The organism is Acidovorax sp. 59 (assembly GCF_002754175.1).
In the GTDB taxonomy this organism is placed as follows: Bacteria; Pseudomonadota; Gammaproteobacteria; order Burkholderiales; family Burkholderiaceae_C; genus Acidovorax; species Acidovorax delafieldii.
Genome location: NZ_PEET01000001.1, coordinates 1,115,623 through 1,127,900 on the forward strand (window position 1 = coordinate 1,115,623; position 12,278 = coordinate 1,127,900).

Genomic DNA, 12,278 nt, shown 5'->3' on the forward strand with positions numbered 1-12,278 from the left:
GAATAAAAATGGGTCTGTTGAGTCTTGCAATCTGGACACCGATTGCGTTTGGCGTGCTGTTGCTCGCCATCGGGCGCGATGAGCACGCGCGTGCCGTGCGCTGGCTGGCGCTCGTCGGCGCGCTGATCGGCTTCCTGGTCACGCTGCCTTTGTACGATGGCTTCAAGCTGGGTACAGCAGCCATGCAGTTTGTGGAGAAGGCTGACTGGATCGAGCGCTTCAACGTCCACTACCACCTTGGGGTGGACGGCATTTCCTTCTGGTTCGTGCCGCTGACAGCATTCATCACCGTCATTGTGGTGATTGCTTCCTGGGAGTCGATCACGGAGCGCGTGAACCAGTACATGGGCGCTTTCCTGATCCTTTCGGGGCTCATGATCGGTGTGTTCAGCGCACTCGACGGCATTCTGTTCTATGTGTTCTTCGAGGCAACGCTGATCCCGATGTATCTGATCATCGGCATCTGGGGCGGCCCCAATAAGATCTACGCAGCGTTCAAGTTCTTCCTGTATACGTTGCTCGGGTCGCTGTTGATGCTCATCGCGCTGATCTACCTGTACAACCAGTCGGGTGGCAGCTTTGACATTGCGACCTGGCATCAGCTGCCGTTGAGCGGACGTGCACAGACCCTGCTGTTCTTCGCATTCTTTGCCGCCTTTGCTGTGAAGGTGCCCATGTGGCCCGTCCACACCTGGCTGCCCGATGTGCACGTGGAGGCGCCTACGGGCGGTTCAGCAGTGCTGGCCGCCATCATGCTGAAACTGGGTGCCTACGGTTTTCTGCGGTTTTCGCTGCCAATCGCTCCTGACGCTGCACGCCAGTGGGCTTGGCTGATGATTGCCTTGTCGCTGATCGCCGTGATCTATGTGGGCCTGGTGGCTATGGTCCAGAAAGACATGAAGAAGCTGGTGGCTTACTCGTCGGTGGCGCACATGGGTTTTGTGACCTTGGGCTTTTTCATCTTCAACGACCTGGGCGTGTCCGGCGGTATTGTCCAGATGATTGCGCACGGTTTTGTGTCCGGTGCGATGTTCTTGTCCATCGGTGTCTTGTACGACCGCGTGCACTCCCGTGAAATCGCCGCCTATGGTGGCGTGGTCAACACCATGCCGAACTTCACGGCGTTTGCCCTGCTGTTTGCCATGGCCAACTGCGGTCTGCCGGGTACGGCCGGTTTTGTGGGTGAGTGGATGGTGATCCTGGGTGCCGTCAAGGCCAATTTCTGGATCGGTCTGGCTGCCGCCACTGCGCTGATTTTTGGTGCTGCTTACACCCTGTGGATGTTCAAGCGTGTGTACCTGGGCCCCGTGGGCAATGACAACGTCAAGGGCTTGACGGACATCGACAGCCGCGAGTTCCTGGTGCTTGCTGTGCTGGGCATCGCGGTGCTGGCCATGGGCCTCTACCCCCGTCCGTTCACCGACGTGATGGACACCTCGGTGGCAGAACTGCTCAAGCATGTCGCGCAGACCAAGCTGAACTGAACAGACCAGACTGAACTGAGAGATTCGAGATGATTGACAACATCAGCTGGCTAGCGATTTACCCCGAAATTGTGCTGTTGACGATGGCCTGCGTGATTGCGCTGGTTGATCTGGGCGTACACAGCCCTCGTCGCACCAGCACCTACGTGCTGACCATGCTCACGCTGGCCGTGGTGGCTGCCCTGCAGGCCATGTATGCCAGCAGCGGCAATACCTTCTACGGTTTTGGAAATATGGTGGTGAGTGACGCCATGGGCAATTGGCTCAAGTGTTTTGCCACCGTAGCCATGATGGTCACCCTGGTGTATGGCCGCCCCTATGCTGCCGACCGCGACATGTTGCGGGGGGGCGAACTCTTCACGCTGTCCATGTTCGCTTTGCTCGGCATGTTCATCATGATCTCGGGCAACAACTTCCTGGTGATCTACCTGGGGCTTGAATTGCTCACGTTGTCGAGCTATGCCCTGGTGGCATTGCGTCGCGACAACGCTACTGCTACAGAAGCGGCCATGAAGTATTTTGTGCTGGGCGCCATGGCCAGTGGCTTCCTGCTGTATGGGTTGTCCATGGTGTACGGTGCCACGGGCTCGCTGGATATTGGCCAGGTGTTCAAGGCAGTCAATTCCGGTCAGATCAAGCATCAGGTGCTGGTGTTCGGCTTGGTGTTTGTGGTGGCCGGTCTGGCCTTCAAGCTGGGGGTGGTGCCCTTCCACATGTGGATTCCCGATGTCTACCAGGGCGCACCCACTGCAGTGACGCTGATGATTGGTGGTGCGCCCAAGCTGGCTGCATTTGCCATCACCATCCGTTTGCTGGTGGATGGTCTGCTGCCGCTGGCTATCGACTGGCAACAGATGCTGGCCGTGTTGGCGATTGGTTCTTTGCTCGTGGGTAACCTGGCAGCCATTGCGCAGACCAACCTCAAGCGCATGCTGGCCTACTCCACCATCTCCCAGATGGGCTTTGTGCTGCTGGGCCTGATGTCCGGGGTCATCAATGGCAACGTGGACGCCACTGCGGTGGAGAATGCCTACAGCGCCTCGATGTTCTACGTCATCACCTATGTGTTGACCACGCTGGCGGCCTTTGGTGTGATCCTGCTGTTGGCCCGGGAAGGTTTTGAGAGCGAAGAGATTTCCGATTTCGCAGGCCTCAATCAGCGGAGCCCCCTGTACGCTGGCGTGATGGCTGTCTGCCTGTTCTCCATGGCAGGTATCCCTCCTCTGGTGGGCTTCTATGCCAAGCTGGCGGTTCTTCAAGCCCTGATCGCTTCGGGGCAGACCATCTACATGGCGATGGCTGTGTTTGCCGTGATCATGTCGCTGATCGGTGCGTTCTACTACCTGCGGGTGGTGAAGGTCATGTATTTCGACGCACCCTTGACCGCTACCAATGTATCGGCGCCCGCCGATGTGCGCGTGGTGCTGACCATCAACGGCGCTTTGGTGCTGGTGTTGGGCTTGCTGCCAGGCGGTTTGATGGCCCTGTGTGCCGACGCCGTGGTCCGCGCACTGGCGACCTGATCGGTAGCCTGCGCGCACACGCCGCGCGGGCTACTGCTCCCATTCCCAATTTGCTGCCTCGATCAGTTCCTCTGTGTCACTTACCGGTTCGGTTTGGCTTGTGATTGTGGTGGCTTTGATTGCCGCCAATCTGCCCTTCGTCAATCAGCGCTGGCTGGTGGTGGGCCCCTCCGTCGCTAACGGCAAGCCTCTGGTCGGGCGCATGGGCGAACTGATCGTTTTGTACTTCTTGGTGGGCGGGATGGCTCTGTTATTGGAGCGTCGTGCAGGCCAAATTGCACCTCAGGGCTGGGAGTTTTACGCCATCACCGGCACCATGTTTCTCACGCTGGCCTTCCCCGGGTTTGTCTATCGGTATCTGCTGCGGCGCCACGGCTGAAGCAGCGGTCGGTTCCGGGCAGAGCCATTCGACAAAGCCTTGAGGGCACTTCCCCGTTGCCAGCTGTAGGCCGGCAGATGGGGTGGAGCACTTCTGAACACAACTCTGCACCTGGACGTTGATGTGCCTGGTAGCGCCCATCATGGGATTGCGCTCACCAGCGTACGATGCATCTTATGAAGGTACTGGATCTCCAATGTCAGCACGGCCATGTGTTTGAAGGCTGGTTTGGTTCTGAAGATGACTTTCAGAGCCAGAAGCAGCGCGGGTTGGTGCAGTGCCCTTTGTGCGCAGACGTTCATATCGACAAGCGGCTGAGCGCGCCGCGCCTGAATCTGGGCGCCCGCGAGCCCGCCGCAGCTGCGGCGGCACCGTCCGGCACAACTTCTGTTCCACATGCTGTTTCCAGCGCGCAGGTCGAGGCATCAACGCTTCTCCCAGCGCTACAGGCAGCGTGGCTGGAGCTGGCCCGCAAGGTCGTCGCGAATACCGAAGATGTCGGCTCCCGGTTTGCCGACGAAGCCAGGCGCATGCACCACGGCGAGGTTCAGGATCGGGCCATTCGTGGCCAGGCCACCGCGCAGGAGGCGTTGCAGTTGCTGGATGAGGGCATTGCCGTCATGCCGCTGCCAGCGGCAGTCAAGGAAACCCTGCAGTAGCCACTGCACCCGGTCCTAGGTGTAAACCTTGCGGAATGGTGCTGGGATCAGTTGGTGAACTGCAGTGCAGCCAGGCGCGCATACACCCCACCTTGTGCCATCAATGCGCTGTGGGTGCCTTGCTCCACGATCTGACCGTGGTCCAGCACCACGATGCGGTCGGCATTTTGTACCGTGGCCAGGCGGTGGGCGATCACCAGTGTGGTCCTTCTGCCCGTGTGGCGCTGCATGGCGGTGTCCAGCGCGGCCTGCACCATGCGCTCACTTTCTGCATCCAGTGCGCTGGTGGCCTCGTCCAGCAGCAACAGGGGCGGATTTTTGAGCATGGCTCGGGCAATGGCGATGCGCTGGCGCTGGCCGCCCGACAGGCGTACACCCCGTTCGCCCAGAAACGTGTGATAGCCCTCGGGCAGGGCTGCGATGAAGTCATGCGCAAAGGCAGCCCGGGTGGCAGCCATGACCTCTTCGTCGGAGGCGTCCGGACGGCCATAGCGGACGTTGTCCATGGCCGAGGCGGAGAAAATCACGGCATCCTGGGGCACGGTGCCCGTATGGGCGCGCAGTGTGTCCAAGCTCAGGTCGCGGATGTCCACACCGTTCAATAGGATGCGTCCCTCTCGTGAACCCTGAGCACCCGCCTCCCAGCCTCTATCCACGTCATAAAAGCGCTGCAGCAACTGAAACACCGTGGTCTTGCCCGCCCCGCTGGCGCCCACCAGTGCCACCGTCTCTCCGGGTGACAGGTTCAGAGAGAAGTTCTGCAGCGCGGGTTGATCCGGGCGCGATGGGTAGTGAAACTGCACGTTGTCAAACTGCACCTCCAGCCCTTGATCCGAAGTGGGCAGCCGCTTGGGTATTGCTGGGTTCGCCACCGGGGATTGGCTGGACAGCAACTCCATCAAGCGCTCGGTGGCACCGGCAGCACGCAGCAGGTCTCCGTACACTTCGCCCAGTACTGCCACCGCGCTCGCCAGCAGAATCACGTACACCACGGTCTGGCCCAGGTGGCCTGCACTCATCTGTCCGGCCAGTACAGCTTCCGTACCTCGGTACAACCCCCACAGCAGAAGGGCCGCGTTGGCGATGATGATGAAAGCCACGAGCAAGGCGCGTGCCTTGGTGCGCTTGACCGCCGCGCGAAATGCGTCTTCCGTGGCCCGCGCAAACCTTGAAGCCTCGCGTGGCTCAGCGGTATAGCTTTGCACCACGGGGATGGCGTTGAGCACTTCGGCCGCGATGGCGCTGGAGTCGGCCACGCGGTCCTGGCTGTCGCGTGACAATCGGCGCACCCTGCGACCGATCCACATCGTGGGCAGCACCACCAGCACGACGGCCAGCAGTACCACCGACATCACATAGGGATTCGTCCACACCAGCATGACCAGGGCACCCAGACCCAGAACCGCATTGCGTAGCCCCATGGACAGCGATGAGCCGACCACGGTCTGCACCAGTGTCGTGTCCGACGTCAGCCGCGACAGCACCTCGCCGGTTTGGCTGGTCTCGAAGAACTGGGGGCTTTGCTGCAGCACATGGCTGTAGACGGCGTTGCGCAGGTCAGCGGTGACGCGCTCGCCCAGCCAGCTCACCATATAGAAGCGCGCGGCCGAAAACCCGCCCAGTGCCATGGCCACCGCAAACAGCTCTTCAAAATGCCCGCGAAGGGCCATGGCCTGCGCTCCCCGGTCACCCGTTGCAGAGACCAGGCCTCCATCGATGAGATTGCGCAGCGCCATGGGAAACGCCAGTGTGGCCAAGGCCGCCAGCACCAGGAACACCAGCGACAGTGCAATGCGCGCCCGATAAGGGCGCAAAAAGGGCAGCAGTCCCGTGAGCGACCGGGGCGCACCGCGGGTGGGCGTGGAGGAGGAGGGGGAGGGCATCGTGGCAGTGTAGGCGGCGCAGCCGGGCGCTGCAGAAGGAGGAGGCACAGCCTCTCTCTCGCTGTAGGTAGTGCCCACGGTGGTGAATACCAAGGCCTGTCAGCAAAAAGTCAGTGAGGGGCGTGGCGCTGCACCGCCACCGCGTGTGGGCTTCTGTCCCCGCTACTGCGCCAAATTGAGCACTGGCGCGCTGCCCACGCCCGTACATCCCCAGCGCCGCGCGCCCTCAGGGCGGGTACGTAGGCATTTATACATAGGCATTAGTCCCAGTATCTACTGCGGGGTAGGGAGACATACGATGCGTTGCGATCCAACTACCTGGAGACCTTGTTGCAAGGCTCCTCATTTCAGCACCCTACGGAGCGGCCAAGGCGCAATGAGCGACGTCATTCTTGAAACCAACAGCCTGACCAAAGAGTTCAAGGGCTTCACCGCCGTCAGCGATGTGAACCTGGCCGTTCGGCGCGGCTCCATCCATGCGCTGATCGGTCCCAATGGGGCGGGCAAGACCACGTGCTTCAACCTGCTCACCAAGTTCCTGGAGCCGACCTCGGGTGTCATCCGCTTCAACGGGCACGACATCACGCGAGAGCAGCCCGCACAGATTGCGCGCCGTGGAGTGATCCGCTCGTTCCAGATCTCGGCCGTGTTTCCGCACCTAACACTCATCGAGAACGTGCGCCTGGGCCTGCAGCGCAAGCTGGGCACCTCGTTCCACTTTTGGCGCAGCGAGCGCACCCTGCGGCAGCTTGACGACCGTGCCATGCAACTGCTGACCGAGGTGGGGCTGGAAGACCTGGCCGATGAAGTGACCGTGAACCTGCCCTATGGCCGCAAGCGCGCACTGGAGATCGCGACCACGCTGTCCATGGAGCCCGAGTTGATGCTGCTGGACGAGCCCACGCAGGGCATGGGCCACGAAGACGTGGACCGCGTTACCCAGCTCATCAAGAAGGTCTCGGCAGGCCGCACCATCCTGATGGTGGAGCACAACATGAAGGTGGTCTCCACCATCGCTGACCGCATCACGGTGCTGCAGCGCGGCGCCGTGCTGGCCGAAGGCCCCTACGCAGAAGTCTCCAACAACCCCCAAGTCATGGAAGCCTACATGGGCACGACCGACGGCCAACTGCAGGGAGCGCACTGATGGCTGGCGCTCCCGCACTCGAAATCAAGAACCTCGAAGCCTGGTACGGCGAGTCGCATGTGCTGCACGGCGTGGACATCGTCGTCCAGCCGGGCGAGGTGGTCACGCTGCTGGGCCGCAACGGCGCAGGCCGCACCACCACCATGCGCGCCATCATGGGGCTGACCGGTGCGCGCAAGGGTTCGGTCAAGATCAACGGCGTGGAAACCGTGAACATGCCCACGCACCGTATTGCGCACCTGGGCGTGGGCTACTGCCCCGAAGAGCGTGGCATTTTCTCCAGCCTGTCGTGCGAAGAAAACCTGCTGCTGCCACCCGCCCTCAAGACGGGCACGCCGGGCATGTCGGTGCAGGAGATCTACGCCATGTTTCCCAACCTGGCCGAGCGCAAGAACAGCCAGGGTACGCGCCTGTCGGGCGGTGAACAGCAGATGCTGGCCGTGGCCCGCATCCTGCGCACCGGCGCCAACCTGCTGCTGCTCGATGAAATCTCCGAAGGCCTGGCGCCCGTCATTGTGCAGGCCCTGGCCCGCATGATCACCATGCTGCGCCAGAAGGGCTACACCGTGGTCATGGTTGAGCAGAACTTCCGTTTTGCCGCACCGCTGGCCGACCGGTTCTACGTGATGGAGCACGGCCGCATCGTGGAGAAGTTCGGCGCTGCCGAGCTGGAAGCCAAGATGCCTGTACTCAACGAACTGCTGGGCGTCTGAGCCACGCCCACACCCTTTCCCTACCGCTTTCTTCCACCACACCCACAGGAGACAAATCCATGAAGAAACAACTCAAAGTGCTGGCACTGATGCTGGGCGTTGCAGGCTTGGCCACCTCGGCCGCGCACGCACAGGACAAGGTCAAGATCGGTTTCATCACCGACATGTCCAGCCTGTACGCGGACGTGGAAGGCAAGAACGGCGCAGTCGCCATCCAGATGGCCATTGATGACTTTGGCGGCAAGGTGCTGGGCATGCCCATCGAACTGATGAGCGCCGACCACCAGAACAAGGCCGACATCGCAGCCTCCAAGGCCCGCGAGTGGATCGACACCCAGGGCCTGACCATGGTGTTTGGTGGCACCAACTCCGGCACCGCACTGGCCATTGCCAAGGTAGCCGCCGAGAAGAAGCGCGTCTACATCAACAACGGCGCTGCCAGTTCGGCATTGACCAACGAACAGTGCTCGCCTTACACCGTCCACTATGCGTATGACACCGTGGCGCTGGCCAAGGGCACTGGCTCGGCCATTGTGGATGGCGGTGGCAAGAGCTGGTACTTCCTGACGGCAGACTATGCCTTCGGCCATGCGCTCGAGGCCGACACTACCTCAGTGGTCAAGGCCAAGGGCGGCAATGTGGTGGGTGCCGTGCGCCACCCGCTGAACGCGTCGGACTTCTCGTCCTTCCTGCTGCAGGCACAGAACTCCAAGGCGCAGATCCTGGGCCTGGCCAATGCGGGTGGCGACACCATCAACTCCATCAAGGCTGCCAAGGAGTTCGGCATCGGCAAGAGCATGAAGCTCGCCGGCCTGCTGATCTTCATCTCCGACGTGCACAGCCTGGGCCTGCGCAATACCGAAGGCCTGCAGTTCACCACCAGCTGGTACTGGGACCTGAATGACGAGACCCGCAAGTTCTCTGCCCGCTTCTTCGAGAAAACCAAGCGCATGCCTGGTGAAATTCAAGCTGCTGACTATTCAGCCACCATGAACTACCTCAAAGCCGTGGAAGCAGCCAAGTCGGTGGATGCCGACAAGGTCATGGAAACCTGGCGCAAGATGAAGATGAATGACTTCTTCGCCTCTGGCCAGATTCGTCCTGATGGCCGCTATGTGCACGACATGTACCTGATGGAAGTGAAGAAGCCCGCAGAGTCCACCAAGCCCTGGGACTACTACAAGCTGATCAAGAAGCTGCCTGGTGACTCGGTGTTCACCACCAAGGCCGAGAGCAAGTGCCCGCTCTGGAAGTAAACCCCTGAGAGGGCGCACACCGGCCTGGCTGTCCCTGCGGGGCGCCGGGCCCGGTGTGGTCCTCTGACCTGAACTCTCTCCACCTGCTGCTGCCTCCCATGGAAATCTTTGGTGTCTCATTGCCCGGCCTGTTGAGCCAGCTCCTTCTGGGGCTGGTCAACGGATCGTTCTACGCAATCCTCAGCCTGGGGCTGGCTGTGATCTTCGGCCTGCTCAACGTCATCAACTTTGCGCACGGTGCACTGTTCATGACCGGGGCATTGCTGACATGGATGGCCATGAACTACTTCGGCATCAACTACTGGTTGATGCTGGTGCTGGCGCCGCTCGTGGTGGGGCTGTTCGGGGTGCTGATCGAGCGCTTGCTGCTGCGCTGGATCTACAAGCTTGATCACCTGTACGGGCTGCTGCTCACGCTGGGCCTGACCCTGCTGATCGAAGGCGTGTTCCGCTCCATCTATGGCGTGTCGGGCCTGGGCTACGACACACCTGAACTGCTGGAAGGCGCGACCAATCTCGGCTTCATGATCATGCCCAACTATCGCGCCTGGGTGGTGGTCGCGTCGGTGGTGATCTGTCTGGCCACCTGGTACGTGATCGAAAAAACCAAGCTCGGCGCCTATCTGCGTGCCGGTACCGAAAACCCGCGCCTGGTGGAAGCCTTCGGCATCAACGTGCCGGTGATGGTGACCCTGACCTACGCCTTTGGTGCCGCACTGGCTGCTTTTGCCGGTGTGCTGGCCGCCCCCGTGTACCAGGTCACCCCGCTCATGGGGCAGAACCTCATCATCGTGGTGTTTGCCGTGGTCGTGATTGGCGGCATGGGCTCCATCATGGGCTCCATCTTGACCGGGCTGGGCCTGGGAGTGATCGAAGGTTTCACCAAGGTGTTCTACCCCGAAGCATCTTCCACCGTGGTGTTCGTCATCATGGTCATCGTTCTTCTCATTCGCCCCGCCGGCCTGTTCGGCAAAGAAAAATAAGGGGCCGCCAGCATGAATTCCAAGAACACTGCCACCATTGGTTACGGCCTGCTGTTGCTGGCCCTCATTGCCGCGCCTTTTCTCGGCGCCTATCCCGTCTTCGTGATGAAGCTCATGTGCTTTGCACTGTTTGCTTCCGCGTTCAACCTGCTGCTCGGTTATACCGGCCTGTTGTCTTTTGGCCATGCGGCCTTCCTTGGTGGCGCCGCCTATGTGGCTGGCCACGCCATCAAGGTGTGGGGCCTGACGCCTGAAGTAGGCCTGCTGCTCGGCACCGCCGGTGGCGCGCTGCTGGGCCTGCTGTTTGGCTGGCTGGCCATTCGCCGCCAGGGCATCTACTTCTCCATGATCACATTGGCGTTGGCGCAGATGCTGTTCTTTGCCTGTCTCCAAGCCCCCTTCACGGGTGGTGAGGACGGCTTGCAGGGTGTGCCGCGCGGCAAGCTGTTTGGCTTGATCGATCTGCAAAGCGACCTCGTCATGTACTACGTCGCGCTGGTCATCGTGGTCGCAGCCTTCTTGCTGATCGTGCGCACCATCCACTCGCCGTTCGGCCAGGTGCTCAAGGGCATCAAGGAGAACGAGCCCCGCGCCATCTCGCTGGGCTATGACACGCACCGCTTCAAGCTGCTGGCCTTTGTGTTGTCGGCGGCTCTGGCGGGCCTGGCAGGCTCTCTCAAGACCCTGGTGCTCGGCTTTGCCACGCTGTCCGATGTGCACTGGACCGCGTCGGGCCAGGTCATCCTGATGACGCTGGTAGGCGGCCTGGGCACGCTGTCGGGCCCGCTCATCGGCTCGGCCGTGGTGGTGCTGCTGGAGAACAAGATCGGCGAATTCGGCAACCTGTTGGCCGCCTTGACCAGCGTGGAATGGTTCAAGACCCTGGGCGAATCCGTCACCATGGTCACTGGCCTGATCTTCGTGATCTGCGTGCTGGCCTTCCGCCGCGGCATCATGGGCGAGATCATTGCCTGGCTGGCACAACGCCGCGCAGGCAGCTCCGCCAAGCATTGAGGGGGTGACGCCGCACGGTCTGGCGGCATTTATCGGGCATCAAGCCGCTGCAGCTTTTACAGGCGCAGCGGCTTTGCATATCCGGTCATCTCCAGGTAGCCCCTACCTATGGGTTGGCCTCTGGCGCTCATCAGGTCCGACAGCCCTTCCCAATAGATCGCACCCGTCGATCCGCTGCTGTCCAGCTCCTGGCTTTCCAGCAGCGCATTCACTTCAAAGCTGCCTGCGGGCGTTTCCACCCGCCACTGCACCGGGTAGCGCGCGCCACTGCGCGGGCTGGCCCACCACCGCAAGGGGGTGAACGCCACAGACTGTGCGCCAAACACCTGCACCGGCTGCCCGGGTGCCCGCCACGATCCGCCCGCCCACAGCGCGGTGCCATCAGCCCGCCGCAGTCGGAAGGCCGTGAGCGCACTGCCATCATGCAGGTTCATGCCAATCCAGTCCCACCCCTGGGCCTCGGGGTGCAGCAGTGCCTCGCTCCACTCGTGGTCCATCCAGGCGCGGCCGGTGTCGGGCGTCACCTCCATGCGTTTGTTGCCCACCTGCAAGGTGCCGCTGACGGCCAACTGTGGCTGGCTGTAGTAGTAACTGGCCTGCTCGGCGTCCGGCCCCTTGCGGGACAGCCCTTGCTGCCCCTGGAGCAGCAAGGGCTGGCTGCTGTCAAACACCAGGTCCAGCCCAAACTCGCTGCCCACGATGTGTGTGGTGTAGCGGCTGGCTGCAAAGTCTGGCTTTCCGCGTGCGGTGTCGCCGCGCTCCAGCGTCCAGTCCTGCAGGCGGATTCGGGTGTCGACCTCACTGGCCTGCGCCACCCCAAAACCAGCACGCGCAATGCGCTGGTCATGCACCAGCCGCTGGCCGCGCACATCGGTGATGGCGGCGTGCGCGAACAGCAGGTGTTTGGCAGCAAACGCCGACTGCAGCTGTCGCGTCGCATCGACCCGCGAGCGAAAGAATGTGATCTGAAAGCCCCACGGTTGCCCCTGCGCTTGCACCTGGCCGGTGATGTACCACCACTCGGTACGAAGCTCCGGGTGGCTGCCGTGGTCACGGGGAAAGGTCAACGCCCGTGCAGGCAATGCATGCGCTGTCTCGGGCAACCACCCTGCAGCACCGACGGCTGCCAGGCCCACGGGCATCTGCGTTACCAGCCACTGGCGTCGCGTGGCCAGAGGGCCGCTTGGTTGCGTCAACAGGCCTGGAGGCAAAGCAGAAAAGGGCATGGTGCGGAGGG

11 protein-coding genes are annotated in these 12,278 nt (G+C 61.8%); 9 read left to right on the plus strand and 2 right to left on the minus strand.

The window, feature by feature from the left end:
- The first annotated feature begins 8 nt into the window (after positions 1–8).
- The 4 genes from CLU87_RS05065 to CLU87_RS05080 all read left to right on the plus strand — a co-directional run bounded on the left by CLU87_RS05065 (position 9) and on the right by CLU87_RS05080 (position 4,045).
- Positions 9–1,484, plus strand: coding sequence for an NADH-quinone oxidoreductase subunit M (locus CLU87_RS05065; RefSeq protein ID WP_056061577.1), 1,476 nt, complete (start codon positions 9–11; stop codon positions 1,482–1,484).
- Between the two features lie 29 nt (positions 1,485–1,513).
- Entirely contained in the window at positions 1,514–3,007 is a 1,494-nt protein-coding gene (nuoN, locus tag CLU87_RS05070; RefSeq protein ID WP_056061579.1) for an NADH-quinone oxidoreductase subunit NuoN, read from the plus strand.
- Between the two features lie 73 nt (positions 3,008–3,080).
- Entirely contained in the window at positions 3,081–3,386 is a 306-nt protein-coding gene (locus tag CLU87_RS05075; protein ID WP_099729741.1) for a DUF2818 family protein, read from the plus strand.
- A gap of 176 nt (positions 3,387–3,562) precedes the next feature.
- Entirely contained in the window at positions 3,563–4,045 is a 483-nt protein-coding gene (locus CLU87_RS05080; RefSeq protein WP_099729742.1) for a DUF1178 family protein, read from the plus strand.
- Positions 4,046–4,092: 47 nt separating this feature from the next.
- On the opposite strand, the gene CLU87_RS05085 is transcribed toward CLU87_RS05080, so the two are convergent.
- On the minus strand, positions 4,093–5,928 hold the full coding sequence (locus tag CLU87_RS05085) for an ABC transporter transmembrane domain-containing protein (protein WP_099729743.1): 1,836 nt from the start codon (positions 5,926–5,928) through the stop codon (positions 4,093–4,095).
- A gap of 376 nt (positions 5,929–6,304) precedes the next feature.
- Here CLU87_RS05085 and CLU87_RS05090 point away from each other — a divergent pair, with 376 nt between their 5' ends.
- From CLU87_RS05090 to CLU87_RS05110, 5 genes are all read left to right on the plus strand, one after another.
- Positions 6,305–7,075, plus strand: coding sequence for an ABC transporter ATP-binding protein (locus CLU87_RS05090; RefSeq protein WP_015013285.1), 771 nt, complete (start codon positions 6,305–6,307; stop codon positions 7,073–7,075).
- The gene (locus CLU87_RS05095) at positions 7,075–7,788 is read left to right on the plus strand and encodes an ABC transporter ATP-binding protein (RefSeq protein ID WP_056747689.1); all 714 of its coding nucleotides are present in this window, start codon (positions 7,075–7,077) and stop codon (positions 7,786–7,788) included. The genes CLU87_RS05090 and CLU87_RS05095 overlap by 1 nt, the downstream gene beginning before the upstream one ends.
- Positions 7,789–7,847: 59 nt before the next feature.
- On the plus strand, positions 7,848–9,044 hold the full coding sequence (locus CLU87_RS05100) for an ABC transporter substrate-binding protein (protein WP_099729744.1): 1,197 nt from the start codon (positions 7,848–7,850) through the stop codon (positions 9,042–9,044).
- A 98-nt stretch (positions 9,045–9,142) separates the two neighbouring features.
- The gene (locus CLU87_RS05105; protein ID WP_056747693.1) at positions 9,143–10,027 is read left to right on the plus strand and encodes a branched-chain amino acid ABC transporter permease; all 885 of its coding nucleotides are present in this window, start codon (positions 9,143–9,145) and stop codon (positions 10,025–10,027) included.
- A 12-nt stretch (positions 10,028–10,039) separates the two neighbouring features.
- Positions 10,040–11,041 carry a branched-chain amino acid ABC transporter permease gene (locus CLU87_RS05110; RefSeq protein ID WP_056061594.1) on the plus strand — a complete coding sequence of 334 codons (1,002 nt, stop codon included), beginning with the start codon at positions 10,040–10,042 and terminating at the stop codon, positions 11,039–11,041.
- A gap of 56 nt (positions 11,042–11,097) precedes the next feature.
- On the opposite strand, the gene CLU87_RS05115 is transcribed toward CLU87_RS05110, so the two are convergent.
- On the minus strand, positions 11,098–12,267 hold the full coding sequence (locus tag CLU87_RS05115; RefSeq protein ID WP_369804290.1) for a lipocalin-like domain-containing protein: 1,170 nt from the start codon (positions 12,265–12,267) through the stop codon (positions 11,098–11,100).
- Between the last annotated feature and the right edge of the window lie 11 nt (positions 12,268–12,278).